At 69.5% G+C, this 26,493-nt stretch carries 24 protein-coding genes and 1 riboswitch; of the genes, 2 read left to right on the top strand and 22 right to left on the bottom strand.

Going from position 1 to position 26,493, the window contains the following annotated elements; translation table 11 throughout:
* Positions 1-8: 8 nt before the first annotated feature.
* From dapC to BV453_RS09935, 5 genes are read right to left on the bottom strand one after another with little or no spacing between them, the layout of a single operon-like run.
* Positions 9-1,121, bottom strand: a complete 1,113-nt coding sequence (gene dapC / locus BV453_RS09955; RefSeq protein ID WP_249521494.1) for a succinyldiaminopimelate transaminase — start codon at positions 1,119-1,121, stop codon at positions 9-11.
* Between the two features lie 9 nt (positions 1,122-1,130).
* Entirely contained in the window at positions 1,131-1,451 is a 321-nt protein-coding gene (fdxA, locus tag BV453_RS09950) for a ferredoxin (protein ID WP_017203330.1), read from the bottom strand.
* A 9-nt stretch (positions 1,452-1,460) separates the two neighbouring features.
* The gene (locus tag BV453_RS09945) at positions 1,461-1,871 is read right to left on the bottom strand and encodes a histidinol dehydrogenase (protein ID WP_249521493.1); all 411 of its coding nucleotides are present in this window, start codon (positions 1,869-1,871) and stop codon (positions 1,461-1,463) included.
* A 40-nt stretch (positions 1,872-1,911) separates the two neighbouring features.
* On the bottom strand, positions 1,912-2,226 hold the full coding sequence (locus tag BV453_RS09940; RefSeq protein ID WP_025102951.1) for an AzlD domain-containing protein: 315 nt from the start codon (positions 2,224-2,226) through the stop codon (positions 1,912-1,914).
* Positions 2,223-2,933, bottom strand: a complete 711-nt coding sequence (locus tag BV453_RS09935; protein WP_025102950.1) for an AzlC family ABC transporter permease — start codon at positions 2,931-2,933, stop codon at positions 2,223-2,225. Before BV453_RS09935 ends, BV453_RS09940 begins: the two co-directional genes overlap by 4 nt.
* A gap of 105 nt (positions 2,934-3,038) precedes the next feature.
* Between BV453_RS09935 and BV453_RS09930 the strand changes: the two genes are divergently transcribed.
* Positions 3,039-3,587, top strand: coding sequence for a helix-turn-helix domain-containing protein (locus BV453_RS09930; RefSeq protein ID WP_249521492.1), 549 nt, complete (start codon positions 3,039-3,041; stop codon positions 3,585-3,587).
* 3 nt (positions 3,588-3,590) lie between these two features.
* Here BV453_RS09930 and BV453_RS09925 read toward each other — a convergent pair whose 3' ends face one another.
* The 4 genes from BV453_RS09925 to typA form a co-directional block, all read right to left on the bottom strand.
* Entirely contained in the window at positions 3,591-5,216 is a 1,626-nt protein-coding gene (locus BV453_RS09925; RefSeq protein WP_249521491.1) for an MFS transporter, read from the bottom strand.
* Entirely contained in the window at positions 5,213-6,265 is a 1,053-nt protein-coding gene (glsA, locus tag BV453_RS09920) for a glutaminase A (RefSeq protein WP_303708278.1), read from the bottom strand. The genes BV453_RS09925 and glsA overlap by 4 nt, the downstream gene beginning before the upstream one ends.
* Before the next feature lie 105 nt (positions 6,266-6,370).
* A complete protein-coding gene (locus BV453_RS09915; protein ID WP_172400114.1) occupies positions 6,371-7,255 on the bottom strand; it encodes a phospholipase in 885 nt (294 codons plus the stop codon).
* A 186-nt stretch (positions 7,256-7,441) separates the two neighbouring features.
* Positions 7,442-9,355 carry a translational GTPase TypA gene (typA, locus tag BV453_RS09910; RefSeq protein WP_025102945.1) on the bottom strand — a complete coding sequence of 638 codons (1,914 nt, stop codon included), beginning with the start codon at positions 9,353-9,355 and terminating at the stop codon, positions 7,442-7,444.
* Positions 9,356-9,483: 128 nt separating this feature from the next.
* Here typA and BV453_RS09905 point away from each other — a divergent pair, with 128 nt between their 5' ends.
* A complete protein-coding gene (locus BV453_RS09905; protein WP_374209030.1) occupies positions 9,484-10,293 on the top strand; it encodes a CPBP family intramembrane glutamic endopeptidase in 810 nt (269 codons plus the stop codon).
* Between the two features lie 7 nt (positions 10,294-10,300).
* Here BV453_RS09905 and BV453_RS09900 read toward each other — a convergent pair whose 3' ends face one another.
* The 13 genes from BV453_RS09900 to BV453_RS09840 all read right to left on the bottom strand — a co-directional run bounded on the left by BV453_RS09900 (position 10,301) and on the right by BV453_RS09840 (position 26,462).
* Entirely contained in the window at positions 10,301-10,867 is a 567-nt protein-coding gene (locus BV453_RS09900; protein WP_249521489.1) for a PH domain-containing protein, read from the bottom strand.
* A 1-nt stretch (position 10,868) separates the two neighbouring features.
* Entirely contained in the window at positions 10,869-12,542 is a 1,674-nt protein-coding gene (locus tag BV453_RS09895) for an ABC transporter ATP-binding protein (RefSeq protein ID WP_025102942.1), read from the bottom strand.
* Positions 12,539-13,480 (bottom strand): ABC transporter permease, encoded by a 942-nt coding sequence (locus BV453_RS09890; RefSeq protein ID WP_025102941.1) that lies wholly within the window; start codon positions 13,478-13,480, stop codon positions 12,539-12,541. The genes BV453_RS09895 and BV453_RS09890 overlap by 4 nt, the downstream gene beginning before the upstream one ends.
* Entirely contained in the window at positions 13,473-14,399 is a 927-nt protein-coding gene (locus BV453_RS09885) for an ABC transporter permease (RefSeq protein WP_249521488.1), read from the bottom strand. Before BV453_RS09885 ends, BV453_RS09890 begins: the two co-directional genes overlap by 8 nt.
* Before the next feature lie 102 nt (positions 14,400-14,501).
* A complete protein-coding gene (locus BV453_RS09880) occupies positions 14,502-16,151 on the bottom strand; it encodes an ABC transporter substrate-binding protein (RefSeq protein ID WP_249521487.1) in 1,650 nt (549 codons plus the stop codon).
* Between the two features lie 215 nt (positions 16,152-16,366).
* A complete protein-coding gene (gcvP, locus tag BV453_RS09875) occupies positions 16,367-19,207 on the bottom strand; it encodes an aminomethyl-transferring glycine dehydrogenase (RefSeq protein WP_249521545.1) in 2,841 nt (946 codons plus the stop codon).
* A gap of 61 nt (positions 19,208-19,268) precedes the next feature.
* Positions 19,269-19,646: a glycine cleavage system protein GcvH gene (gene gcvH / locus BV453_RS09870; RefSeq protein ID WP_025102937.1), complete on the bottom strand. Its 378-nt coding sequence runs from the start codon at positions 19,644-19,646 to the stop codon at positions 19,269-19,271.
* A complete protein-coding gene (gene gcvT / locus BV453_RS09865; protein ID WP_085606589.1) occupies positions 19,643-20,758 on the bottom strand; it encodes a glycine cleavage system aminomethyltransferase GcvT in 1,116 nt (371 codons plus the stop codon). The genes gcvH and gcvT overlap by 4 nt, the downstream gene beginning before the upstream one ends.
* 149 nt (positions 20,759-20,907) lie before the next feature.
* Positions 20,908-21,002, bottom strand: a riboswitch (glycine riboswitch).
* A 49-nt stretch (positions 21,003-21,051) separates the two neighbouring features.
* On the bottom strand, positions 21,052-21,909 hold the full coding sequence (locus tag BV453_RS09860) for an ABC transporter ATP-binding protein (protein WP_249521486.1): 858 nt from the start codon (positions 21,907-21,909) through the stop codon (positions 21,052-21,054).
* Complete coding sequence (locus BV453_RS09855) at positions 21,906-22,760, bottom strand: ABC transporter ATP-binding protein (protein ID WP_025102934.1); 855 nt, start codon at positions 22,758-22,760, stop codon at positions 21,906-21,908. The genes BV453_RS09860 and BV453_RS09855 overlap by 4 nt, the downstream gene beginning before the upstream one ends.
* A complete protein-coding gene (locus tag BV453_RS09850) occupies positions 22,757-23,737 on the bottom strand; it encodes an ABC transporter permease (RefSeq protein ID WP_025102933.1) in 981 nt (326 codons plus the stop codon). Before BV453_RS09850 ends, BV453_RS09855 begins: the two co-directional genes overlap by 4 nt.
* Complete coding sequence (locus BV453_RS09845; RefSeq protein ID WP_025102932.1) at positions 23,730-24,725, bottom strand: ABC transporter permease; 996 nt, start codon at positions 24,723-24,725, stop codon at positions 23,730-23,732. Before BV453_RS09845 ends, BV453_RS09850 begins: the two co-directional genes overlap by 8 nt.
* 39 nt (positions 24,726-24,764) lie before the next feature.
* Positions 24,765-26,462: an ABC transporter substrate-binding protein gene (locus BV453_RS09840; RefSeq protein ID WP_025102931.1), complete on the bottom strand. Its 1,698-nt coding sequence runs from the start codon at positions 26,460-26,462 to the stop codon at positions 24,765-24,767.
* Positions 26,463-26,493 lie beyond the last annotated feature (31 nt).

Below are 26,493 nucleotides of genomic sequence, written 5' to 3'. Positions count from 1 at the left end.
GAGGGATCCTACAGATCCGCGCCGCGCAGGCGTCGCGCCGCTTCCGCGACGCGGTCGGTCGGCGCCGTCAGCGACAGCCGCACGTGCGCAGGCGACGAGGCGCCGTAGAAGTGCCCGGGGCCCGCGAGGATCCCGAGGTCGGCGAGACGCGCCATCGACTCCCAGGCGTCGCGCCCCTCGGTCGCCCAGAGGTACAGCCCGGCCTGCGAGCCGTCGATGCGGAAGCCGGCAGCCTCGACGGCGGGCAGCAGCAGCGCCCGCCGCTCACGGTAGAGCTCCTTCTGCGCCGTGACGTGTGCGTCGTCACCGAGGGCGACGATCATCGCCTGCTGCACCGGCGCGGGCGGCATGAGGCCGAGGTGCTTGCGCGCGGCGAGGAGCTCGCCGACCACGCGGGCGCAGCCGGCGACGAAGGCCGCCCGATAACCCGCGAGGTTGGACTGCTTGCTCAGCGAGTACACGCTGAGGAGATTCGCCCGTGTGCCGCCGGTCACCCGGGGGTCGAGCACCGACGGGATGGCCTCGTCCGCCCAGGGGCCGTCCCAGCCGAGCTCGGCGTAGCACTCGTCGCTGGCCAGCACGGCGCCCAGTTCCCGCGCCCGCTGCACCGCCGCGGCGAGCTCGTCGACCGTCCAGGTGCGGCCGTCGGGGTTGCCCGGGGTGTTGATCCAGATGAGCTTGGCGCCCTCCGGCCACTCCGCCGGGTCGTCGACCGCGAGAGGTGTCGCCCCTGCCACCCGCGCGCCGACCTCATACGTCGGGTAGGCGACGCGAGGATGCACCACGATGTCTCCGGCGCCGAGCCCCAGCAGCGTGGGCAGGAGCGCGACGAGCTCCTTGGAGCCGATCGTCGGCAGCACGTTGTCGACCCGGAGGTCCGGGACGCCGCGGCGGCGGGCGTACCAGTCGACGATGGCCTCCCGGAGCGCGGGGGTGCCGACGGTCTGCGGGTAGGCGTGGGCATCGGTCGCCGCGGCGAGGGCCCGACGGATGATCTCCGGCGTGGGGTCGACCGGCGAGCCGACGGAGAGGTCGATGAGACCGCCCGGGTGCCGGGCGGCGCGCTCACGATACGGGACCACGGCGTCCCACGGGTAGTCGGCGAGGTCGCGGACGCTCACGGAGCGCGCCTACTCGCCCTGCGGCGGGAGCGCGGCGATGATCGGGTGGTCGAACGGGTAGACGCCGACCTTGGCGGCGCCGCCGGGCGAGCCGATCTCGTCGAAGAACTCGACGTTGGCCTTGTAGTAGTCCTGCCACTCGTCGGGCAGGTCGTCCTCGTAGTAGATCGCCTCGACCGGGCACACCGGCTCGCACGCTCCGCAGTCCACGCACTCGTCGGGGTGGATGTAGAGCGACCGTTCGCCCTCGTAGATGCAGTCAACGGGGCACTCGTCGATGCAGGCGCGATCCTTGACATCGACGCACGGGAGGGCGATCACATACGTCACCCCCTCAGTCTACGACCCGCGGACCTCGGGTTCCTCCGAGGACGGCGTGGCGGGGCGGACCGGCTGCCGGGAGAACGACGGCCACGCGATGACGAGCAGCACGATGCCGGCGGCGACATACGTCCAGATGCGCCCGGCGAGGGTGTCCTGCACGACGACGGAGCCGCCGGGGCCGACGCCCGAGATGAGCACGATCATGCCCAGCATCCCCAGACCGGCGGCAACGGCCGCTCCCCGGTCGTGGGTGAGCGCACGGACGGCGATGAGGATCGCGGCGCAGGCGATGGCGGCGACGATGAGGCCGATCGGGGTCGGTCCCCACATGACGCTGTGTGCGATGGTCCCGGCCACGCCGTAGACCCCACCCACCAGGGCAGCAGCCACCCAGGACAGCACCCTCGACAACCACTTCCCGCGCACCCCCCGATCCTACCCGGGCGCTGTCCGGCGGAACGACGTGTCAGGCGGCGAGACCGAACAGCCGCAGCAGCGCGGCGACGAGGGCGGCGGCGGCCACCACCACGAGGAACGACTGCCGCAGCCAGAGGAGTCCCGCTGCGACGAGCAGGGCGGGGACACGCGCGTCGACGGTGATGGCCTGCCCGTCGCCGAGCGACTGCACCGCGACGAGGGCGGCGAGCAGCGCGACGGTGAGGAGATCGGAGATACGGGCCGGACGCGGCGCTTCGAGCACTTTCGGCGGCACGAGATAGCCCACGGCCTTCAGGGCGAGGCAGATCAGGGCCGCGAGGAGGATGGCGCTCCAGAGGGTCATGCGGACCCCTCCCCTTCGCCGGCGCCTGCGGGTCGCGGCGTTCCGAGCCAGTTGAACCATCCGACGACGATCGCGACGAGAGCGGCGACGAGCACCGGGAGTCCGGGCAGGAGGAACGGGGTGAGGGCGGCCGCGATCACGGCGGCCGCGATCCCGACGGCGACCGCCTGCCGTTGACGCAGACGCGGCCACAGCAGGGCGAGGAACGCCGCGGCGGCCGCCGCATCCAGACCCCAGGCCTTCGGGTCGCCGAGCACGTCGCCGACCAGCGCACCGACGAGCGTGGTGAGGTTCCAGCCGAGGAAGATGCCGACACCCGTGACCCAGAAGCCCACCCGGCGCAGGCGCGGATCGTCCTGCGCGATCGCCACGGCGGTGGACTCGTCGATCGTGAAGTGCGCGGCGAGCGCTCGTCGTGCCGGTCCCCCGCCGACGACCGGCGACATGCGCATCCCGTAGGCGACGTTGCGCACCCCGAGCAGGGCGGCGGACGCGATCGCCGAGGGCAGGGCGGCCAGTCCGCCGGCGGTGAAGACGCCCACGAAGGCGAACTGCGATCCCCCGGTGAACATCAGGAGACTGAGCACGCATGTCTGCCACACGTCGAGGCCCGCGGCCACGGCGAGCGCGCCGAAGGAGATCCCGTAGGCGCTCGTCGCGAGCACCACGCCGAGCGCCTCGCGCCACACCTCGCGCTCGGCGGTCATCGGGGTCCGCTCCGCCACGACGTTCGCTTCACTGAACACACGATCATCATTCTGAACATGCCCGGATGCATAGTCAAGCGAACGATCGTTTGCCATGATGAACGCATGGACGATCTCCGCACCCGCCTCGCCCGCACGCTCCGCCGCGAGCGCGAGGCGGCGAACCTGTCCGTGTCCGAGCTCGCCCGGCGGGCCGGCATCTCCAAGGCGACGGTCTCCCAGCTCGAGAGCGGTGCCGGCAACCCGAGCGTCGAGACGCTGTGGGCGCTGGGCGTCGCGCTCGGCGTGCCCTTCGCGGTGCTCGTCGACCAGCAGGCCAACGCCCCCACCCTCATCCGCGCCGACGACCTCGCGGGGGTGCCCTCCTCTGCCGCCGCCTACAGCGCCACACTCCTCTCAGCGAGCCCTCCGGGCGCCCGGCGCGACGTGTACCTCATCCAGGCGGAGCCCGGCGACCCCCGACGCTCGGACCCCCACCATGCGGGCACGATCGAGCACGTGATCCTCATCGCCGGGCAGGCGCGGGTCGGCCCGCCCGAGGATGCCGTGGTGCTGAACCCGGGCGACTACCTGACGTACGCCGGCGACGCGGCGCACGTGTTCGAGGCCATCGCGCCCGGGACGAGCGCCGTGCTCATCTCCGAGCTCCGCTGAAGATCACTCCCCCGGCCCGGCCGGGGAGGGGTCCGGGATCTCGTGCGGACGGTAGTTCGGCAGGCGCGACGCCGGCAGGATCGCGAGCGCGCTCACCGCGGCGAGGATCAGCAGGCCGAGCTTGAGCGTGCGCAGGCGCGACTCCTCGTTCACGGCGACCGCGGCGTCGACCTGTTCCGGCGTCGCGTCCGTGGTCTCCAGGACCGCACGCAGTTCGTCGTTGCTGACGAAGTTCACCTCGTTCAGGTCGACCTGCGACACCAGCGACGGCGGCAGGTCCGGATGCTCCACGACCGCACGGCCCACGTTGAGCGCGAGCAGCGAGACCAGCAGCGCCCCGGCGAGCGCCGTCCCGACCGCGGAGGCGAGGTTCTGCGTGGTGCCGCGCAACGATCCCACGTCGCCGGCGAGCTCGGGCGGCGCCGCGGTCACGAGCACGTTGAAGACCAGGGTGACGAGAGCGCCCTGGCCGATGCCGAACACGATGAGGCCGGCGATGGTCGGCACCGTCTCCCAGTTGTTCGTCACGACGATCGAGAGCCAGACGAGCGCCGCCGTCGTGAGGATGAACCCGAAGACGCCGATCGTGCGCGGCGGGTAGCGCGTGTAGAACCGCACGACGAGCGTCGCCGTGACGAACACCGTGAGGTTGAACGGCATCATCGCGAGGGCGGTGTCGAAGGGCGTCCGCCCCTGGACGATCTGGATGTACAGCGGCACCGTGAAGTTCACGCAGGCTTCCAGCGCCACGACGATGAACATGGCGTACACCGCGGCGCGCTCCCGGGACGAGCCGAGCACGCTCAGATCGATCAGCGGCACCTTGCCCTCCGCCATCCGCCGCCGCGTCCACAGGAAGAACCCCTGGCCCAGCATGATCCCCAGCACGATGAAGATCGGTGCCGGTGAGAGCCCGAAGACCGAGAACGGGGCGGACGGCGCCGCCGCGAGCGCTCCCCAGCTGTTCAGGTTGTTGAATCCGAGGGTCAGCAGCACGATCGCCGCGCCGATGAGGAGGGCCGCGACGAGATCGATGCGGATCGCCGCATCGCCGCGATCGCCGCGCAGCGTGAAGCTCAGCGCGAAGACCGCGACGGCGATCGCCAGCACGATGACGAAGAGCGGACGCCACCCGACGAGCGTCCCGAGCGTCCCTCCGATGAGGAAGGCGCTGACGCCGGAGATCGCGCGTGCCGAGCCGATCGCGCCGATGGCCGTGGCCTGCTGCGGGCCCCGGTAGTTCTCGGCGATCAGAGCCACGATCGAGGGGACGATGATCGCCGCGGCCGCTCCCGCCACGGCCTGCCCGGCGATGGCCCACCAGACGGTCGGGGCGAGGAGCATCATCACGGCCGACCCCGCGAAGAGCGCGACGACGACGCGGAAGATCAGCACCCAGCCGACGCGCTGCCCGAGCTTGGCCCCGGTCATCACGAGCGCCGCGACGGCGAGGCCGTACATCACGATCGTCGTGCTCGCGACGGTCGGCGGGACGCCGAAGTCGCTCACCATGCCGCCGAGCGAGATCGGCAGCGCTGCGACGTTGAAGGACATGAGCACCTGTGCGAGGAACAGGCTGACCATCGGCAGCCAGGACGTCTTCGCGGGGGCGGGGGCCGTGCGGGTCATGAGCGCTCTCCTTCCGAGGCTGACGAGACACGCGCCTCGCCGGCATGCGCGGGCGAGGGCGCGGAGGCGAAGAGGTTCAGCCCCAGCGACCGCGACAGGTGGCCGATCGCCATCTGCGACCGGATCGAGTTGCCCGCCTCGTCCAGCCGGGGCGAGAAGCCGGCGACGGCGCCCTTGCCGGGAGAGACGGCGACGAGGCCGCCCGAGACGCCCGACTTGGCCGGAAGGCCGATCTCGAACAGCCAGTCCCCTGACCGCTCGTACAGCCCACTCGCCGCGACGACGGCGAGCGTGTCACGGCAGACGTCCGCGGAGACCACCCGCTCTCCCGTCACGGGGTTGACCCCGCCGTCGGCGAGCGTGGCCCCCATGACGGCGAGGTCGTGCGCGGTCACGCTGAGCGCGCACTGACGGGTGTAGACGTCGACGATCTCGTCCGGATCGCCGGCCAGTCGTCCGTAGCTGCGCAGCAGCCATCCGAGCGCGCGGTTGCGCTCGTTCGACCCGGCCTCGGAGGCGTAGACCTCGCCGTCCAGGCTCAGCGGTCGTCCGGCGAACGCGGACAGCCCCTCGCGGACGCGCTCCCACTGCTCCACCGCCGTGGCGCCGGGCATCAGCGCCGTGGTCGCGATCGCCCCGGCGTTGACCATCGGGTTGCGCGGATGCCCGTCGTTGAGCTCCAGCGCCACCACCGAGTTGAAGGCGAGGCCGGTGTTGTTGACGCCCACGATCTCGCGGACCCGCTCGTGGCCGTGCTCCTGGATCGCCAGCGCGTAGACGAACATCTTCGAGATCGACTGGATGGAGAACGCGTGCAGCGCGTCTCCGGCGTCGTGGATGCCGCCGCCCACCTCGATCACCGCGAGCCCGAACAGCTCCGGATCGACCGCGGCGAGGACGGGGATGTAGTCCGCCACCTCCCCGGACACCTCGTCCGCGTACCGGGCGTGCGCCTCCCGCACGAGCTCGTCCACCCGCTCCCATCCGGGAAGCGTGCCCGTGGAGACCTCCTGCGGGACGTCGAGCCAGACGGTGGGGTCGAGCACCATTCCTCCTCGGAAATCGCGACGCCCCCAGCCGCCTCCCTGTCACGGTAGCGTCCGTGTCGGGTGACGGCTAGGGGCAATCGTCCGCGAGGGGGCCCGCTCTGCGGCTCAGTACCAGTTCATGGCCTGGGAGTGTCCCCAGGCGCTGCACGGGGTGCCGTAGGCGTCGGCGATGTACTGCAGGCCCCAGGCGATCTGGGTGGCGGCGTTCGTCTGCCAGTCGGCACCCGCCGAGGCCATCTTGCTGCCGGGCAGCGCCTGCGGGATGCCGGTCGCTCCCCCGTCGTTGTTGTACGCCTGGTAGTTCCAGCCGGACTCCTTGTTCCACAGCGAGTTCAGGCAGGAGAACTGGTCGCCGCCCCAGCCGTAGCGGTCGGCCATCATCTGCTGTGCGGTGGCCCGAGCCCCGTCCGGCGTGTTCGCGGAGGCGAGCGCCGCCGCTGCGGCCGCCGCCTTCTCCTCGGCGGCGCGGGCGGCGTCCTCTGCCGCCTTCTTCTCCTGCGCGGCCGTGAAGGCCTCCTGGAGGTCTGCGGTGGCCGTCACGACCTTCTCGGTCTCGGCTTCGGCCTGCTCGGCCGTCACGGTGATGAGGACCAGCGGGAGGGTGGATCGATCGGCGAGGGTCTCCAGGTCGTCCTCGAGAGCGGTGGTGTCCACGGACGCCGCCGCGCCCACGTCGAGGCCCGACTCGGCGACCTCCGTGGACAGGCTCTTCGCCGCGGCGACCGCATCGGTCGCGTTCGAGACCGTCATGACGGCCTGATCGGCGATACGGGTGAGGGGCTCGGTGCCGAGGTCGTGGCTCGTGACGGCGGAGGTGGCGTCGGAGCGCTCCGCTCCGGCCGCCGGGGCGGAGGCGAGGCCCACGCTGAGGGTGATGCCGACGAGCGCGGCCGTGGCGGCGCCGAGGGCGATGAGGGGTGTACGGGTGACGGTGGCGCGAGCGGCTGCCGCGTCGGAGGCGCGCCGAAGCGCACGGGTCTTCTGAAGCAAGGCTTTGACTTTCGGGTCGTCGTACGCCCATATCGGGGACTCATCGGGAGCTCGCCCCGGGCGCAAGTCAACGAGTCTGCGTCATCAACCTGAACGAAAACTAGCCCTCACCTGGGATTTTCATGAGAGAGGGCCCCACACGGCCAGGCGGCGGCGTGGGGCCCTCTCGAAAGGAGTGCGGTGCGATCAGGCGTTCGCGTCCTGACGCTTGAGACGCGAGGCCTCGCGACCGCGGACGGTCTGGTCGAGGATCACCTTGCGGATGCGGACCTTCTCCGGAGTCACCTCGACGCATTCGTCGTCGCGCGCGAACTCCAGGCTCTCCTCCAGCGTGAGGATGCGCGGCGGCGTCATCGACTCGAAGTTGTCGGCCGTGGAGGAGCGCATGTTGGTGAGCTTCTTCTCCTTGGTGATGTTGACGTCCATGTCGTCGGCGCGCGAGTTCTCGCCGATGACCATGCCCTCGTAGACCTCTTCGGTCGGCTGCACGAAGAACGACATGCGCTCCTGGAGCGCGATCATCGCGAAGGGGGTGACGACACCCGAGCGGTCGGCCACGATCGAGCCGTTCTGGCGGGTGGTGATCTGCCCCGCCCACGGCTCGTAGCCGTGCGAGATCGCGTTGGCGATTCCCGTGCCGCGCGTGGTCGTGAGGAACTCGCTGCGGAAGCCGATGAGACCACGCGAGGGCACGACGAACTCCATGCGCACCCAGCCGGTGCCGTGGTTGGTCATGTTCTCCATGCGACCCTTGCGGTTCGCGAGGAGCTGGGTGATCGCGCCGAGGTGCTCCTCCGGCGTGTCGATGGTCAGGTGCTCGAACGGCTCGTAGACCTTGCCGTCGATCTTCTTGGTGACCACCTGCGGCTTGCCGACCGTGAGCTCGAAGCCCTCGCGGCGCATGTTCTCGACGAGGATCGCGAGGGCCAGCTCACCGCGGCCCTGCACCTCCCAGGCGTCGGGACGGCCGATGTCGACGACCTTGAGCGACACGTTGCCGATGAGCTCGCGGTCCAGGCGGTCCTTCACCATGCGGGCGGTGAGCTTGTGCCCCTTGACCTTGCCCATGAGCGGCGAGGTGTTCGTGCCGATCGTCATGGAGATCGCGGGGTCGTCGACCGTGATGGCCGGCAGCGGACGGATGTCCTCGGGGTCGGCGATGGTCTCGCCGATCGTGATGTCCTCGAAGCCGGCGATGGCGACGATGTCGCCGGGGCCGGCGGATTCTGCCGGGTAGCGCTCCAGAGCGCGGGTCTTCAGCAGCTCGGTGATGCGGGCGTTGCTGGTCGAGCCGTCGGAGCGGACCCACGCGACCGTCTGGCCCTTCTTGAGCGTGCCGTTGAAGACGCGCAGCAAGGCGAGGCGACCGAGGAAGGGGCTGGAGTCCAGGTTCGTGACCCAGGCCTGCAGCGGGGCCTCGTCGTCGTAGGCCGGGGCCGGGACGTGCTCGAGGATGGCCTCGAACAGCGGCTCGAGGTCGTCGTTGTCGGGCAGCGAGCCGTCGGCCGGACGGTTCTGCGACGCGGCACCGGCGCGACCGGAGGCGTAGACCACGGGCACGTCGAGCAGCGCGTCGACGTCGAGGTCGGGCACGTCGTCGACGAGATCGGAGGCCAGGCCCAGCAGGAGGTCGTGCGCCTCCTCCTCGACCTCGGCGATCCGGGCGTCCGGACGGTCGGTCTTGTTGACCAGGAGGATGACGGGGAGCTTGGCCTCGAGCGCCTTGCGCAGCACGAAGCGGGTCTGCGGCAGCGGGCCCTCGCTCGCGTCCACGAGCAGCACGACGCCGTCGACCATCGACAGGCCGCGCTCGACCTCGCCGCCGAAGTCGGCGTGGCCGGGGGTGTCGATCACGTTGATCGTGATCTCCTTGCCGCCGGCGTGCTTGCCCTTGTAGGTGATCGCCGTGTTCTTGGCGAGGATCGTGATGCCCTTCTCGCGCTCCAGATCGTTGGAGTCCATCGCGCGCTCCTCCACGTGCGAGTGTTCGCCGAAGGAGCCCGTCTGGCGGAGCATCGCGTCGACGAGCGTGGTCTTGCCGTGGTCGACGTGGGCGACGATTGCGACGTTGCGGAGGTCAGAGCGGAGGGCGTGCGCCATACAAGGGTCCTCAAAGAGTGTGGGGTTGCGCCGGGAAGCCGACGTTCCAGGATAACGTACGCGCGGATCGGGTTCCTGAACGCACGTCGTACCATCGTCCCGTGACCCTCCCCGACCCGACTCCCCCGGTGCCGCAGACGCCGTCGACCGCGCCCATCCGGAGGGACGAGCCGCGCGATGAAGGTCGAGGGCGCCTGTGGTGGGAGATCGCCATCGTGCTCGCCCTGGGTCTGGGCCAGTCCGCGGTCTACGCGATCGTGCAGCTCGCCTATCGACTCACGGACGACACCCCCCTCGCGGATCAGACCGCCACCCTCAACCCCTCCCGCAGCGACCGGGAGGTGTTCGACCTCATCTATCAGGTGCTGTCGATCGGATTCGCCCTGGTGCCGGTGCTCCTCGTGTGCTTCCTCCTCTGGCAGCGCCGTCGCCCGCACCTGGAGCGCCTCGGCCTGGACGGCACCCGGGTGGCCGGCGACGTCGGCCGCGGCGTGCTCCTCGTCCTCGCGATCGGCGTGCCGGGGCTGGCGCTCTACCTCGGCGGGCGGGCGCTCGGACTGTTCGTGGCCGTGAACCCCGCGGGTCTGGACGCGCACTGGTGGACCGTGCCGATCCTCCTGCTCGCCGCCGCCCGCGCATCGCTCCAGGAGGAGTTCGTCGTGCTCGGGTACCTGTTCGCCCGCCTGCGGCAGCTCGGATGGTCGCCGTGGACGATCATCGTCTCGACCTCCGTGCTCCGTGCGACGTACCACCTCTATCAGGGGCCCGGTGCCTTCATCGGCAACCTCGCGATGGGGCTGCTGTTCGGGTGGCTCTACCACCGCACCGGTCGGCTGCTGCCGTTCCTGGTGGCGCACTTCCTCATCGACGCGGCGGCGTTCGTCGGCTATCCCTGGGCCGCGGCGACCTGGCCCGCCCTGTTCGGTCTTCCCGGCTGAGGCGCGCTCAGCCGAGGTTGACGACGACGAGCGCCGCGACGGCCCACAGCACGATGACAGCGAGGGCGATGAGGGCCGGGCCGTCCCAGCTGCGTCGGACCGGGGCGTCCGCCGTCGAGGGTGCCGCGCTCCACAGGTCGCGGATGCCGGTGAGCACCCGGAGCGCCGACGGCACCTTCACCTCAGCGTCCTCCTCGCGGGACGGACGAGGCGGACGTGCCTTGGCCGGTCCGCCCCAACAGCTCACGGTGCGGCCGTCGTCCAGCGTGAACTCGAGCTGCCAGCGCATGTCGATGTCCTGCACACGCGCCCAGCCGAAGGTCGTGCGACGCAGCAGGTTCTGCACCACGGCCCCCTCCTGATCCACGCGGACGAAGGAGACGAAAGCGGTCTCGTAGACGATCCACAGCCCGAGCAGCAGCCAGGGCGCCACGAGGAGCGCCTGCACGATGCTGCCGTTGACGACGGTGTCCCCGAGCAGGAACAGCACCAGCAGGATGCTGAGGACGAAGACGACGGTGCCCGAGGGCGCACGGTAGGTCCGTGCGCCCTCGGGGTGTCCGGGAGATGCCACCTCAGAGGCCGCCGAGCGGGATCGAGGCACCGGGGATCGCCTGCAGCAGACGATCCGTGTACTCCTCCTGCGGGTTCGCGAAGATCTCGTCGACCGTCCCCTGCTCGACGACCTTGCCCTTCTCCATGACGCAGACCAGGTCGCTGGAGACCCGGACGACCGCGAGGTCGTGCGTGATGAAGAGGTACGTCAGGTTCAGCTCCGACTGGAGTTCGGCGAGCAGCTGCAGGATCTGGTCCTGCACGAGCACGTCGAGTGCCGACACCGCCTCGTCGAGGACGATGATGTCGGGCTTGAGCGCCAGCGCACGCGCGATCGCCACGCGCTGCCGCTGTCCGCCGGAGAGCTCGTTCGGGTAGCGCGTGGCCAGCGCCTGCGGCAGGGCGACCTGCTCCAGGAGCTCCTCCACGCGAGCCCGATGCGAGGCCCGGTCGCCGACGCCGTGGATCTGCAGCGGCTCCGCGATGGTGTTGCCGATGTTCCGCAGCGGATCCAGCGACCCGTAGGGGTCCTGGAACACCGGCTGCATGCGCCGGCGGAGTCCGAACGACTGCGCGTTCGACAGATGGGACACGTCCTGCCCGTCGATCTCGATCGTCCCGCTCGTCGGCTCCTCCAGCTTGAGGACCATCTTCGCGACCGTGGACTTCCCCGAACCGGACTCACCGACGAGCGCCAGCGTCTTTCCGCGCGGGATCTCGAACGACACGTCGTCCACCGCCCGGAACGCCTCGCTGCGGAAGTTGCCCTGCCGGATCTTGTAGTCCTTGGTCAGGCCGGCCACGCGGACCGTCGGCGGGATGTCGGCCAGGTCATCGAGCGTCTCGATGCCCCGGTCCTCCACGACCGCCTGGATCCGCTGCGAGGCGACGCTGGGCGCCGCGGCGACCAGTCGCTTCGTGTACGGGTGCTGCGGGTTCTCCAGGATCTGCCGGCTGGGGCCCGCCTCGACGATGTTGCCGCCGTTCATGACGATGATCTTCTCGGCGCGTTCGGCCGCGAGTCCGAGGTCGTGCGTGATCAGCAGCACCGAGGTGCCCTTGTCGCGCGTGAGCGACGCCATGTGGTCGAGGATGACCCGCTGCACCGTCACGTCGAGAGCCGAGGTCGGCTCGTCGGCGATGAGGAGCTTCGGGTCGGCGGCGAGGCCGATCCCGATCAACGCGCGCTGGCGCATTCCGCCGGAGAACTGGTGCGGGTACTGGTGCAGGCGACGCTCGGCATCCGCCAATCCGGCCTGCTGAAGCACCTCGATCGTCCGCGCCTTCGCCGCGGCGCGCCCCTGGGCGACGCCGTTCGCGCGGACGGCCTCCTTCACCTGGAAGCCGATGCTCCACACGGGGTTCAGGCTCGACATCGGGTCCTGCGGGACGAAACCGATGTCTCGACCGCGCACCGCCTCCATGTCGCGCCGGCTCAGCCCGGTCAGCGGGCGGCCCTCCAGCGTGATGGACCCGCCCGTGATCGTTCCCGTGCCCGGGAGGAGGTCGACGATGGCGGTCGCCGTGGTCGACTTGCCCGAGCCGGACTCGCCGACGATGGCCACCGTCTCACCGGGCATCACGTCGAACGTGACGCCGTGCAGGACCTCGCGCATCCCGCCCTGGGTGCGGAACGCGACGGTGAGGTCGCGCACGCTCAGCAGCGGCATCTGTGGGGTGGTGCGGTCGCTCATCGGCGAGCCCTCGCCTTCGGGTCGATGGCGTCTCGGATGAGCTCGCCGAGGCTCACGAAAGCGAGCACCGCGAGGGTGAGCGCGATCGACGGATAGATGAGGGACATCGGAGCGACGCGCAGAGCCGCCTGCGCCTGGCTGATGTCCTTGCCCCAGGAGACGACGGTGCCGTCGAGCCCGACGCCCAGGAACGACAGCGTGGCCTCGGCCACGATGGCGGCGGCGAGCCCGAGCGTCGAGACCACCAGGAGCGGTGCGATCCCGTTGGGAACCACGTGGGTCACCAGCGTCTTGAACTGCGACAGCCCCAGAGCGCGCGATGCCATGACGAAGTCGGCCTGACGCACCCGCAGGATCTCGGCGCGCACGACGCGAGCCGTCGAGGCCCACGAGAACCCACCGATCGCGAGCGCGAGCGTCCACACCGACCGGTAGTCCGACAGCACGGTCATCACCACGAGCGCAGCGAGGATGTACGGGATCGCGAAGAAGATGTCCCCCACGCGCGAGAGCAGGGCATCGAGCCAGCCGCCGTAGAAACCGGCGATGGCTCCCATGATGAGGCCGAGGACCGCGGAGATCACGGTCGCGATCAGACCGACGGCCAGCGAGGTCTGCGCACCCCACACGACACGCGCGTAGATGTCACACCCCTGGAAGTTGTAGCCGAGCGGATGGCCCGGCGTGGGGCCCTCGTTGCTGTACATCAGGTCGCAGGCGCGCGGATTGACCTGCGTGAACAGGGTCGGCCAGAACGACATCAGCACGAACACGGCGGCGAGGAACACCGAGAACCAGAACAACGGTCGACGGCGCAGGTCGCGCCAGGCGTCTCGCCACAGGTTGCTGGGCTTGTCGCCGACGCGGACGGCATCGACGGAGATCGTCTCGGTCTCGACCGGGGCGACGTAGTGCTTCTGTGTGGTGGGGTCAGACATAGCGGATCCTCGGGTCGAGCAGACCGTAGAGCAGGTCGATGACAAGGTTCACCAGCACGTACAGGATGACGAACACCGTCACGAAGGAGACCACCGTCGGCCCCTCCCCGCGGATCGCCGCCTGATAGAGCGTGTTGCCGACACCGGGGATGTTGAAGATCCCCTCGGTTACGGTGGCCCCGACGAGCAGGACACCGAAGTTCGTGGCGGAGTTGGTGATGACCGGGATGAGGGAGTTGCGCAGCACGTGCACGGGGAGGACGCGTCGCCGCGAGAGCCCCTTGCTGTAGGCCGTGCGCACCCAATCCTGGTTGAGGGTGTCGATCACCGAGCTGCGCATCAGGCGCATGCTGACGGCGAACAGGCTGAACCCGAGGACGAGCGCGGGGAGCCACAGGCCGCCCCAGTCGTTGTCGGACCCGACTGTCGGACTGAACCAGCCCCATTGGATCGCCAGGAAGTACTGCGCCAGGAAGCACATCACGAAGATCGGGATGGCGAGAGCCACGAGCGCGATGAGCAGGGCCGTCGTGTCGAAGAGCTTCCCCTTGCGCAGCGCCGAGATGGTGCCGACGGAGATCGCGAGGGTGAACTCGACGCCGATCGCCATGATCGCGAGACGCCCCGTGACGGGCAGGGTGTCGACGAGGACGTCGGAGACCGGTCGGCCGGAGAAGGTCACGCCGAGATCGCCCTGGAAGACACCGGTGATGTAGTACCAGTACTGCACTAGGAACGGATCGTTGAGGTGGTACTCCTCGCGGAGCGCGTTGACGAGGGCCTCACTGGGCGTGCGGTCGCCGAACAGCGCGAGGATCGGGTCTCCCGGCATCGCGAAGACGAGGAAGTAGATGAGCAGGGTGGCCCCGAAGAAGACGGGGATCACCTGGAGAAGACGTCTGAGGATATAGCTGAGCATCCGCTGTCGCTTTCGGGCGGTCGCGAACAGGCAGGACGGAAGCACCCGACGAGGCGGTGACGGAAGACCGTCACCGCCTCGCGGTTGCGAGCTCCGTCAGGCCTATTCGGCAGCCTTCGTGATCTCGTAGTACAGCGGGACAGAGTTCCAGCCGAAGGTGACGTTGTCCACCGTGTCGGCGTAGCCACCGGTCACGTTGGAGTACCACAGCGGGATCGCGGGGAGGTCGTTGAAGAGGATCTCCTGCGCCTTGGTGAACTCCTCGACCTGGGCCGCGGTGTCGGTGTTGCTGATGCCGTCGGCGATCAGCTTGTCGAACTCGGGGTTCGAGTAGTCACCGTCGTTCGAGCCGGCGTTGGTCGCGTAGAGCGGGCCGAGGAAGTTGTACAGACCGGGGTAGTCGGCCTGCCACCCCGAGCGGGCAGCGGTCTTGATGCTGTTGTTGTTGATCTCCTCGCGGATGACCGAGAAGGTCGGGTACGGGTCGCCCGAGGCCTCGATGCCCAGCGTGTTCGAGATCGCGTTGGTCACGGCCTCGACCCACTCCTGGTGGCCGCCGTCGGTGTTGTAGGCGATCTTGAACTCGCCCTCCCACGGGGAGATCGCGTCGGCCTCGGCCCACAGCTCCTTGGCCTTCTCCGGGTCGTACTTCAGGACCTCGTTGCCCGCGATCGAGTCGGACCAGCCGTCGATGACCGGCGACGTGAAGTCGGAGGCCGTGGTGCGGGTGCCGAAGAAGATCTTGTCGGTGATCTGGTCGCGGTCGAACGCCATCGAGATGGCCTGGCGACGGAGGATGCCCTCTTCGCCCGAGAAGTGCGGCAGGAACTGCCCGATCGTGAACGACTGGAACACGGCGGACGGCTGGTTCACGGCGCGATCCCCGAGGTCGTCCTGGAACGTCGGCAGCGAGACGGCGGGGATGACGTCGATGACGTCGACCTTGTTGCCCTGCAGGTCGGCGTAGGCCGCATCCTGGGTCGCGTAGAACTTGATCGTCAGACCGCCGTTCTTCGCCTGGCGCCCGCCTTCGTAGTCGTCGTTGCGGACCAGGTCGATCTGCACGTCGTGCTGCCAGGCGCCGTCGCCGTCAAGCTTGTACGGACCGTTGCCGATCGGGTTCTCGCCGAAGGCGTCGATGTCCTCGAACGCCGCGTCGGGCAGCGGGTAGTACGCCGAGTAGCCGAGGCGCAGCGCGAAGTCGGCGGCCGGCTTGTTCAGGGTGATCTTGAAGGTGTAGTCGTCCACCTGCTCGAGGCCGGTCATGTCGCCCTGCGCGCCGTACACCTCGTCGGTGTTCTGGAAGCCCTCGATGTCCTCGAAGAAGTAGTTCGAGAGGTGGGCGTTCTCCGCCTGGGCGCCGTAGTTCCACGCCTTGATGAAGTTGTCGGCCGTGACCTCTTCACCGTCGGAGAAGGTCTGCCCCTCCTTCAGCTTCACCGTGAGGTGCTGCGGGTCTTCGGTCACGATCTCCTCGGCCATGTCGTTGACCGGCTTGCCCTCGGCGTCGTAGTAGACGAGTCCGGCGAAGATCTCGTCGAGGATCTTGCCGCCGCCGACCTCGTTGGTGTTGGTCGGGATGAGCGGGTTCTCCGGCTCGGAGCCGTTCGTGGTGATGATGGCGTCCGGGTCAGCCTTCGCCCCGCTGCCGTCGTCTCCCGAGTTGCCGCCGCCGCTGGCGCAGCCTGCCAGGGTCAGGGCGCCGATCACGAACAGTGCGCTGCCCGCGAGGGCGATCTTGTTGCGCTTCACTTTTGTCCTCCTGTGGACGTGGGAATTCTGCGCGGCTCATCATCGAGCGCGCAGGGATACCTGAGCGTAACCCGGGGGTCGCGCGTCCAGGACGTTCGGCTAACGAACTGTTACTGAGTGGTGACCATCTGTCACATGACCGAAACATGGCGCAACGCGAACGGCGCCGCGCCGCCGGGAGGCGGGCGCGACGCCGTTCGTCGTGCGGGTCCGTGTCAGGCGAAGGCCTCGATCGGCGGGCAGGCGCAGACGAGGTTGCGGTCGCCGTACGCCTGGTCGATCCGGCGGACCGGCGGCCAGTACTTCGCCGCCACCAGCGAGCGCACCGGGTAGGCGGCCTCCTCGCGGGTGTAGGCGTGCGCCCACTCCCCCGCGATGAGCGAGACCGCGGTGTGCGGGGCGTGCACGAGCGGGTTGTCGTCCGCAGGCCAGCGCCCCGCGGCGACGGCGTCCGCCTCGGCCTTGATCATGATCATGGCCTCGATGAAGCGCTCGATCTCGTCGAGGTCCTCCGACTCGGTGGGCTCCACCATGAGGGTGCCGGCGACCGGGAACGACATGGTCGGCGCGTGGAAGCCGTAGTCGATCAGGCGCTTGGCGACGTCGTCGACGGAGATGCCGGTGGCCTCCTTGAGCGGACGCAGGTCGAGGATGCACTCATGCGCGACCCGTCCGTTCTCCCCCGTGTAGAGCACCGGGAAGTGCCCGCCGAGGCGCTCGGCGATGTAGTTCGCCGAGAGGACCGCCGCGGCGGTCGCGCGCCGGAGCCCCTCGGCGCCCATCATGCGCACGTACGCCCACGAGATCGGGAGGATGCCCGCAGAGCCGCACGGGGCCGCGGAGATCACCGCGCCCTCGAACGTGTGGCCACCGAAGTGCTCGGCGCGCTGCGCGAGCGGGTGCGACGGCAGGTACGGCGCGAGGTGGGCCTTCGCCGCGACCGGACCGATGCCCGGGCCGCCGCCGCCGTGCGGGATGGCGAAGGTCTTGTGCAGGTTGAGGTGCGAGACGTCGCCGCCGAGGTCGCCGAATCGCGCGTACCCGAGGAGCGCGTTGAGGTTCGCTCCGTCGACGTACACCTGACCGCCGGCCGCGTGCACCGCCCCGGTGATCTCGACGACCTGCTCCTCGTAGACGCCGTGCGTGGACGGGTACGTGATCATCAGCGCCGCCAGGTCGTCGGCGTGCTGGGCGATCTTCGCGCGGAGGTCGTCCAGGTCGACGTTGCCGAGCGCGTCGCTCGCCACCACGACGACCTTCATGCCGGCGAGCACGGCGGAGGCCGCGTTCGTGCCGTGGGCGGAGGATGGGATGAGGCACACGATGCGGTGGTCGTCGCCGTTCGCGCGGTGGTAGCCGCGGATCGCGAGGAGGCCCGCCAGCTCACCCTGCGAGCCGGCGTTCGGCTGCAGCGACACCGCGTCGTACCCGGTGATCTCGGCGAGCCAGCCCTCGAGCTGGTCGATGAGCTCCAGGTAGCCGCGCACGTCGGCCTCCGGGGCGAACGGGTGGATGCCCGCGAACTCCGGCCACGTGATGGCGGCCATCTCCGTGGCGGCGTTGAGCTTCATCGTGCACGAGCCGAGCGGGATCATGCCGCGGTCGAGGGCGTAGTCCCGGTCGGACAGGCTCTTCAGGTACCGCATCATGGCGGTCTCGCTGCGGTGGCTGTGGAACACCGGGTGCGTGAGGTACTCGTCCTCGCGGCGGAGGGCGTCCGGCAGCGCGTCCGCGTCGCCGAGGCCGAAGCCGAAGGCGCGCTCCTGCTTCCCGCCGAAGACCTGCGCGACCTGGTGCAGCTCGGCCACCGTGGTCGTCTCGTCCACCGCGATGCCGATCGTGTCGGCGTCGGCGACCCGCAGGAGGATTCCGAAGCCACCCCGCGCCTGGTCGGCGTACTCCGCCGCCCGGCCCGGGACGCGCACGGTCAGCGTGTCGAAGAAGTGCTCGTGGACGACCTCGGCGCCGGCCTCGACGAGCCAGTCGCGCAGCAGGGCCGCCTTGGCGGCGACGTCGCGGGCGATCTCGCGGAGCCCGTCCGGGCCGTGGTAGACCGCGTACATCGAGGCCATCACGGCGAGGAGCACCTGGGCGGTGCAGATGTTCGACGTCGCCTTCTCGCGGCGGATGTGCTGCTCGCGGGTCTGCAGCGAGAGGCGGTAGGCCGGCTTGCCCTCGGCGTCGACGGACACGCCGACGAGGCGTCCGGGCAGCTGCCGCTCCAGGCCTGCGCGCACGGCCATGTAGCCGGCGTGCGGGCCGCCGAAGCCCATCGGCACGCCGAAGCGCTGCGTCGTTCCCACGGCCACGTCGGCCCCGAGGGTGCCGGGCGCGGTGAGGAGCGTCAGCGCGAGGAGGTCGGCAGCCGCGACGGCGAGCGCGCCGGCGACGTGCGCGGCGTCGAACACCGCGGACGGATCCCACACACGGCCCGAGGCCCCGGGGTACTGCACGAAGACGCCGAAGAGCTCAGCGGGAAGCTCCTCCCCCGCCGCGAAGTCGACCGTGACGAGCTCGATGCCGAGCGCCTCGGCCCGGGACGCGAGCATGGCCTTCGTCTGCGGCAGCGCATCCGCGTCCACTGCGAAGACGTTGGAGGAGGTCTTCGAGGCCCGGCGCGCGAGCAGCATCGCCTCCACGACCGCGGTCGACTCGTCGAGCATCGACGCGTTCGCGGTGGTGAGGCCGGTGAGCTCGGCCACCATGGTCTGGAAGTTGATGAGCGCTTCCAGGCGCCCCTGCGAGATCTCGGGCTGGTACGGCGTGTAGGCCGTGTACCAGGACGGGTTCTCGAGCACGTTGCGCTGGATGACCTGCGGCGTGACGGTGCCGTAGTAGCCGAGGCCGATCATCGAGCGGTTCACCGTGTTCCGCGCGGCGAGGGCACGCAGTTCGGCCAGTGCCTCGGTCTCCGACGCGGCGACCGGGATGCGGGAGTCGGCGACCGCGTCCTCCGGTCCCGTGTAGATCGAGGCGGGGACGGCCTGACGCATGAGCTCCTCGACCGGGCTCAGCGTCCCGTTGCCGGCGGAGCCGAGACCCAGCGCGTCGAGCATCGTGCGCTGGGCGGCCTCGGTCGGTCCGATGTGACGATCGGCGAATGCAACCACGTCTGGATCAGCCCTCCGTGAGTGCGACGTACGCGTCGCGGTCCAGCAGTCCGTCCAGCGCACCGGCGGCGACGGACACCTTGAGCAGCCAGCCGCCCTCGAACGGCTCGGCGTTGACGAGCGAAGGGTCGTCGACGACGGCATCGTTGACCTCGACGACCGTGCCGGCGACCGGAGCGTAGAGCTCCCCGACCGACTTCGTGGACTCGATCTCGCCGACCACGGAGCCGGCGGTCAGCTCGGTGCCGACGGCAGGGAGCTCGACGAAGACGACATCCCCCAGCTTCTCGGCGGCGTAGTCGGTGATGCCGATCGTCACGGTGTCGCCGTCACCGGCGATCCATTCGTGCTCGTCGGTGTAGCGGAGTGCGCTGAGGTCGGTCATTTTGTCCTCCGGTAGAAAGGCAGGGCGGTCACGGTCGCGGGGATGCGGGTCCCCCGCACATCAAGGAATACTGCGGTTCCCTCTTCCGCGGAAGAAGGGTCGACGTACGCCATCGCGATGGGATGGCCGAGCGTCGGGCTCAGGGCACCGCTGGTGATCTCTCCGATCGGGGTGCCGTCGGCGTCGACGACCGCGTAGCCGGCGCGGCCGGCGCGTCGTCCTTCGGCCGTCAGGCCGACGAGGATGCGGGCATCGTCGGCGGGCGCCGGAGCATCCTTGCCGACGAAACGGTCCTTCGCGACGACCACGACGCGGCCGAGGCCGGCCTGGGCGGGTGCGGTGTCGAGGCTGAGCTCGTGGCCGTACAGCGGCATGCCCGCCTCCAGGCGGAGCGTGTCGCGCGCGGCGAGGCCGGCGGGGACGAGTCCGTGCGGCGCGCCGGCGTCGAGGACGGCGTCCCACAGCGCGGTCGCGTGGGCGGCCGGGACGAGGAGCTCGAAGCCGTCCTCCCCGGTGTAGCCGGTACGGGCGAGGAGCAGCGGCTCGCCGGCGAACGACGCGGTCGCCCACGCGTAGTACTTCTGCTCCGCCCAGGGGATGCTGACGTCGGCGATGCCCGCCGTCGCCGCGAGGATCTCCTCGGCCCGCGGGCCCTGCACGGCGATCAGCGCGTAGTCGTCCGAGACGTCGTCGACCTCCACGGCGCCCGCGTCCGCGTCCGCGATCCGCTCGGTGAGAGCCCGACGCACGGCGTCGCGGTTGCCCGCGTTCGAGATGATGAGGAAGTCGTCGTCGGCCAGCCGGTACACGATCACGTCGTCGACGATGCCGCCCTCCGCCGTCAGCAGCAGGGAGTACTTCGCCTTGCCGACCGCGAGCGCCGACAGCCGCCCGGCGAGGGCGTAGTCGAGGAAGGCCGCCGCGCCGGTGCCGCGGACCGTGAACTCGGCCATGTGCGAGATGTCGAAGACGCCCGCTGCCTGCCGCACCGCGTGGTGCTCGGCGAGGTCGGACGTGTAGCGCACCGGCATCTGCCAGCCGCCGAAATCGGTGAAGGAGGCGCCGAGCGCCTCATGGCGCTCGCGCAACGGGGTGTAGCGGGGGTCGGACATGGAGTTCTCCCGGGCTGGTTCGGGCGGGACGACGACGTCGTCCCTGGGAACTCCCCCTCTGTCATGGGCCTGAGAGCTTCGCCCGCGCGAGCGCAGGGCTTTCACCGTCGGCGGATCCCCCGGTGCTCGGGATCGCTTTTCAGAGCGGCCGGACCTCCGCGGTACGCGTACCTGAGAGATTGGCGGGGAGGCTTGCTCCTTCGGTGCCCGGCTGCATGCGCCGGGGCTCTCCCGCGTCGGTCGTTCGGCCTGTCTTCGATTGTGGGTTCAGTCTAGCGGTCTCCCCCGCCCGCTCAGGAGCCCAGCGCGAGCTCCGCCCTGACCTCGTCGCGGAGCCTGCCGAGGTTCTCCGGTTCGGGGGCCGCCGCCAGAAGCGTCCTGGTGTACTCGTGCTGCGGGTTCAGGATCACCTCGTCGGCCGATCCCCGCTCCACGACGTCGCCCCGGAAGAGGACCATGATGTCGTCGGAGAAGTGCCGCGCGGTCGCCAGGTCGTGCGTGATGTAGAGGACGCCGAGGTTCTCCTCCCGCTGCAGCTCGGCGAGCAGGTTGAGCACGCCGAGCCGGATCGACACGTCGAGCATCGACACCGGCTCGTCCGCCACGATGAACCGGGCGCCGGGGGCCAGGGCCCGCGCGATCGCCACACGCTGCCGCTGTCCGCCGGAGAGCTCGTGCGGGCGCCGTTCGGCGAAGCTCTCGCCCGGAGTGAGCCGCACGCGCTCCAGCAGCTCGATCGCCCGCGCCCGCACCTCGCGACTGTCGAGCTTGGGGTGGTGCAGCCGGATCGGACGCTCCAGGTGGTGCACGACCGTGTGGAACGGGTTCAGCGAGGCGAACGGGTCCTGGAAGACCATCTGCACGTCCGACCGGTAGCGCTCGAGGGCCGACCCCCGCGTGCCGGACTCCTCGCCGTCGAGGAGGATGCTGCCCGAGGTCGGCGTCTCCAGCTTCATCAGCATCCGGGCGATGGTGGACTTGCCCGACCCGGACTCGCCGACGAGAGCCGTGGTCCGCCCGGCCTCCAAGGTGAACGACACGTCTTTCACCGCGTGCAGCACGCTCGTGCGGAACCCCGATCGCAGGTGGAAGTCCTTCACGAGGTTCCTCGCCTCGAGGGTGCCGCCGCGCCTCGTCCCGTCCACGCTCATCGGATGACCTCCTGGTTGACGCCGCCGCTGCGGACGAAGTCGCCCCGCTCGCCCGTGAGGGACGGGAAGCTCGACAGCAGGCGCTGGGTGTACTCGTGCTGCGGGTTGCGGTAGATCTCCGCCGCGGTGCCCTGCTCGACGATCCGGCCCTGCAGCATGACAGCGATGCGGTCGCTGATCTCGATGAGCATGGGCAGGTCGTGTGTGATGAAGATGACCGCGAAGCCGAGCTTCTCGCGCAGGCGCATGATCTCCCGGATGATGCCGCGCTGCACGACCACGTCGAGCGCCGTGGTGGGCTCGTCCATGATCATGACCTGCGGGTCGAGCGCCAGCGCCATGGCGATCATCATGCGCTGGCGCATACCGCCGGAGAGCTCGTGCGGGAAGCTCGTCAGCCGCCCGGGGTCCACGCCGACGAGCGTGAGCAGCTCCTCGGCGCGCTCCTGCTTGGCCTTCTTCGACATTCCGGGGCGGTGGGTGTCGAAGATGTCGAAGATCTGCGCGCGGACCGAGATGACGGGGTTGAGGGAGTTCATCGCCCCCTGGAAGACCATCGAGATCTTGTCCCAGCGGAATGCGCGCAGCCCGTCTCCGTCGAGTCCGACGACGTCGATGTCATGGCCGTCGCGGTCGTGGAACACGATCTCGCCGTCGGTCATCAGGGCCGGCGCCTTGAGCAGCCGGTTCATCCCGTACGCGAGGGTGGTCTTGCCGCAGCCCGACTCTCCCGCGAGACCGAGGATCTCGCCGCGGTGGAGGGTCAGCGAGACATCCCGGACCGCCTTGACGGGCGGATCGACCTCGTACTCGATCGAGACGTTCCTGGCGGTGAGCACGGCGTCGCTCATGCGGTGACCCCCTTCTCCTTCGCGGCCTTGCGCAGACGACGGGCCGCATCGGGCGCGTTGCGCAGCTTCGGGTTGATGACCTCGTCGATGGCGAAGTTGATCAGCGCGAGTCCCGCGCCGAGGATCGCGATCATGATGCCCGGCGGCACGAACCACCACCAGGCACCGCGGCCGAGGGCCTGACCGGACTGGGCGTCGTTAAGGATCGAGCCCCAGGTGATCGAGGAGTTCGGACCGAGGCCGAGGTACGACAGCCCCGCCTCGCCGAGGATGGCGAAGATGATCGCGAACAGGAACTGCGCGGTCAGCAGCGGGAGCAGATTCGGCATGATCTCGACGAGGATCACCCGGAGGGACTTCTCCCCCGCCACCTTCGAGGCGTACACGTAGTCACGGGTGCGGAGCGAGCGGGTCTGCAGCCGCAGCACGTACGCCGCGCCGGCCCACGAGGTGATGCCGAGGACGAAGGCCACGAGCTGCCAGCTGCGCTGCGGCACGAACGACGCGATCACCATGACCAGCGGCAGTCCGGGGATGACGATCATGACGTTGGTCAGGAGAGCGAGGACGTCCTCCCGCCAGCCGCCGAGGTACCCGGCCAGGACGCCGAAGAGGAGGGACAGCACGATGGCGATGCCGCCGGCCGTCACGCCGATGAGCAGCGACCCCTGCGCGCCGACGGCGAGCTGCGCGAACACGTCGTTGCCGAGCTTGGTCGTGCCGAGCCAGTGCTCCGCCGACGGCGCGGCGAGAGCGGGGTTGTCCGTGCTGCGCGGGTTCTGCGTGAAGAACGGCGCGATGATCGCGAAGAGCACGATGGCGAGCACGAGCACGGAGCCGACGATGAACTTCGGCGACGTGCTGGGCAGGATCCGGCGGCGCCGGCGCTCCTGACGCTGCGTAGCCAGGGCGACGGTGCCCTCGGGGGCGACGGTGGGAGGCTCCTCCACGAGGAGCGGGTTCTTCGTGTCAGACATTCTGGCGAGCCCTCGGGTCGATGAAGCCATAGACGAGGTCCATGAAGAAGTTGGCGACGAGCACCGTGAGGGTGATCACGAGGAACAGCCCCTGCATCAGCGCGTAGTCGTTGTTGGTGACGGCCTGGAACATGAGCTTGCCGACGCCCGGATAGGTGAACACCTGCTCCATGACGATGGAGCCGGCGACGACGAACCCGAGCGTGATCGAGAAGCCCGCGATCGACGGGATGGCCGCGTTGCGCGCGGCGTACGTCGTCATGATGCGTCGCGGCCGCAGTCCCTTCGCCTCGGCGGTGAGGACGTAGTCCTCGGCGAGCGTGGAGACCATCATGTTGCGCATGCCGAACATCCAGCCGCCCACCGAGCTGATCACGATCGTGATCGCCGGGAGGATCGAGTGCGCGACGGCATCCGAGAAGAACGCCCAGGTCGGCTCCGGGCCGTCCGGGAAGTCGAAGACGTCGTAGCCGCCGAAGATGGGGAACCAGCCCAGGCCCACGGCGAAGACCGCCACGAGGATGAGCGCCAGCCAGAAGTACGGGATGGACTGCAGCACGGTGGTCGCGGGGATGAGATGGTCGACCCAGGTGCCGCGCTTCCAGCCGGCCCACGCACCGAGCACGACGCCGAGCACGAACGAGATCACCGTCGCGGTTCCGACGAGCACCAGCGTCCACGGGAGAGCACCCGCGATGAGCTCCGTGACCGGAGTGGGGAACTTCGTCACCGACACGCCCAGATCGCCCTGGAACATGCGCCCCCAGTAGGCGAGGTACTGCTCCCAGAGAGACGAGTCGTCTCCGCCGAGCAGGAGCTTGATGTTGCGGATGGTGGTCTCGGAGACCTCTCCGCCGGCCCGCTGCATCTTGGCGATCATGATGTCGGCGGGGTCCCCCGGCATGAGCCGGGGAAGCAGGAAGTTGATGGAGATCGCGGCCCACAGCGTGAACGCGTAGAACCCGATCCTTCGTGCATAGAACTTCATGTCACCTGTCCTGACTTCCTACTTCCCCGACTCATCGACTCAGCCGGCGGGCTTGATCTGCGTCAGCACGTAGCCGGCCGCGATCGCACCCCAGGACGGCGGGAAGGCGTAGAGGTCTTCCTCCGTCGGCCAGCCCGTGTAGTCCTTCGTGTTGTAGAAGGTCTGCGTCGCGTTGATCACGAGCGGGATGTACGGCAGGTCGCGCACGATCTCGGACTGGATCGTGCCGTACAGCTCCTTCTTCTCCGCTTCGTCGTTCGTGCTGATCGCGGACTGGATGGCGGCATCCACCGTCGGGTTGCTGTAGCGGCTGAAGTTCCAGCGACCGGCCGGGATCTCCGTGCCGACGGGGCTGGTGGACTCGACCTCGGTGCCGCCGAACCAGTCACGGTAGATCTGGAACGGGTCGGCGACCGACGTGCCGACGACTCCGCCGACGATGAGCTGGAAGTCGCCACCCTGTCGAGCGTCGGAGAACTCCTGCCACTGCACGGTCGACGCGGTCACCTTGATGCCCGCGGCCTCGGCCTGCTCGGCGATGAGCTTCGCGGCGTCGTTGTAGTCGGTCCAGCCGTCGACCGAGATCAGGCTGAGCTCGACCGGAGCGCCGTCCTTCTCGTAGATCCCGGAGGAGCCCTTGGTGTAGCCGGCGGCCTCGAGGATCTCCCCGGCCTCTGCGGCGTCCGCCTCCTGCGGGCTGACCTCGTTGGCCGGGTCGGCGAGCCACTTCTCGTCGCGCGGCAGCAGCGTGTACGCGGGCGAGATGTCGCCGGTCAGGCCGACGAACGCCTTGTCCTTGATGGTGGCGCGGTCGATGGCGACGTTCAGCGCCTGGCGCACCGCGACGTCGGTCTGCGGGCCCGTGCAGCCGAGCTCGGCGTTCGAGCAGGTGTAGAGGACGGTCGGGTCCTGCGGGGTGTTGATCCACTCGATCTTGCCGTTGCCCGTGACGTCGTCCGGGTTCGGGATGAACATGCCGGTCCAGTCGAGCTTGCCGGCGGCGAGCAGGTCCTGCGCGGTCTGGTTGTTGTCGACCGCGATGTACTGAACCTTCTTGACCGCGAGCTCGTCGGCGCCGCGGTAGTTCTCATTCGCGACCAGCGTGTAGGACTCGCTCGTGGTCTTGTCCACGACGTACGGACCGGAGCCGACGGGATCTTCGTTCGCGAAGTTCGCGAAGTCGGTGACGTCCTTCCAGATGTGCTCCGGGAGGATGTAGCTCGACCCCATCCGCTGGAACTCGGTCGTGTACTGGGCGGTGGCGTAGGTGAGGACGACGGTCGTGTCGTCGGTCGCCTCGGCCGAGACGAGTCCGTTGCCCTCGGGGTTGTTGGCCTCGTACGTGAAGGAGAAGACGACGTCGTCGGCGGTGAGCGGCTCGCCGTCGCTCCACTTCAGGTCGGGCTTGATCTTCACCGTGATCTGGGTGCCGTCCTCGTTGTACTCGAACGAGTCGCCGATCAGGCCGACGGGCTCGGCGTCCTGCGTCTTGTTGTAGAAGAACAGCGGCTCGTAGATGGGGCCGAGCGCACCGTGGAGCACGGTGGGTGCGAACGGGTTGTAGTTCGCGGTGATCGGCGTCTGGCTTCCTGCCCAGACGCGGAGCGCGCGGTCGCCGTCGGCGTTGCCGCCGTCGTCGCCGCCTCCACCGCTGCCGCAGGCCGTCAGGCCCAGGGCGAGGACCGAGGCCCCCGCGACCGCCGTGAGCGCGATCTTGCGCTTTCCGTTACGGATCATTCTTCATTTCCTCTCGGTGCTGCACTGCAGG

Origin of the sequence: Microbacterium sp. ER1, from assembly GCF_023383675.1 — a bacterium.
Classification (GTDB): Bacteria; Actinomycetota; Actinomycetes; order Actinomycetales; family Microbacteriaceae; genus Microbacterium.
Note: the sequence above shows the minus strand (reverse complement) of the source record. Positions and strands in the feature narration are given on the sequence as shown.

Excerpts from the sequence above, each read along its gene's own strand:
- BV453_RS09940 (WP_025102951.1), bottom strand. The coding sequence starts at position 2,226 with ATGACCCTCTGGAGCGCCATCCTCCTCGCGGCCCTGATCTGCCTCGCC.
- BV453_RS09935 (WP_025102950.1), bottom strand. The coding sequence starts at position 2,933 with ATGACCGCCGAGCGCGAGGTGTGGCGCGAGGCGCTCGGCGTGGTGCTC.
- BV453_RS09930 (WP_249521492.1), top strand. The coding sequence starts at position 3,039 with ATGGACGATCTCCGCACCCGCCTCGCCCGCACGCTCCGCCGCGAGCGC.
- BV453_RS09925 (WP_249521491.1), bottom strand. The coding sequence starts at position 5,216 with ATGACCCGCACGGCCCCCGCCCCCGCGAAGACGTCCTGGCTGCCGATG.
- glsA (WP_303708278.1), bottom strand. The coding sequence starts at position 6,265 with ATGGTGCTCGACCCCACCGTCTGGCTCGACGTCCCGCAGGAGGTCTCC.
- typA (WP_025102945.1), bottom strand. The coding sequence starts at position 9,355 with ATGGCGCACGCCCTCCGCTCTGACCTCCGCAACGTCGCAATCGTCGCC.
- BV453_RS09895 (WP_025102942.1), bottom strand. The coding sequence starts at position 12,542 with ATGAGCGACCGCACCACCCCACAGATGCCGCTGCTGAGCGTGCGCGAC.
- BV453_RS09890 (WP_025102941.1), bottom strand. The coding sequence starts at position 13,480 with ATGTCTGACCCCACCACACAGAAGCACTACGTCGCCCCGGTCGAGACC.
- BV453_RS09885 (WP_249521488.1), bottom strand. The coding sequence starts at position 14,399 with ATGCTCAGCTATATCCTCAGACGTCTTCTCCAGGTGATCCCCGTCTTC.
- gcvP (WP_249521545.1), bottom strand. The coding sequence starts at position 19,207 with ATGCTCGACGCGCTGGGTCTCGGCTCCGCCGGCAACGGGACGCTGAGC.
- gcvH (WP_025102937.1), bottom strand. The coding sequence starts at position 19,646 with ATGACCGACCTCAGCGCACTCCGCTACACCGACGAGCACGAATGGATC.
- gcvT (WP_085606589.1), bottom strand. The coding sequence starts at position 20,758 with ATGTCCGACCCCCGCTACACCCCGTTGCGCGAGCGCCATGAGGCGCTC.
- BV453_RS09860 (WP_249521486.1), bottom strand. The coding sequence starts at position 21,909 with ATGAGCGTGGACGGGACGAGGCGCGGCGGCACCCTCGAGGCGAGGAAC.
- BV453_RS09855 (WP_025102934.1), bottom strand. The coding sequence starts at position 22,760 with ATGAGCGACGCCGTGCTCACCGCCAGGAACGTCTCGATCGAGTACGAG.
- BV453_RS09850 (WP_025102933.1), bottom strand. The coding sequence starts at position 23,737 with ATGTCTGACACGAAGAACCCGCTCCTCGTGGAGGAGCCTCCCACCGTC.
- BV453_RS09845 (WP_025102932.1), bottom strand. The coding sequence starts at position 24,725 with ATGAAGTTCTATGCACGAAGGATCGGGTTCTACGCGTTCACGCTGTGG.
- BV453_RS09840 (WP_025102931.1), bottom strand. The coding sequence starts at position 26,462 with ATGATCCGTAACGGAAAGCGCAAGATCGCGCTCACGGCGGTCGCGGGG.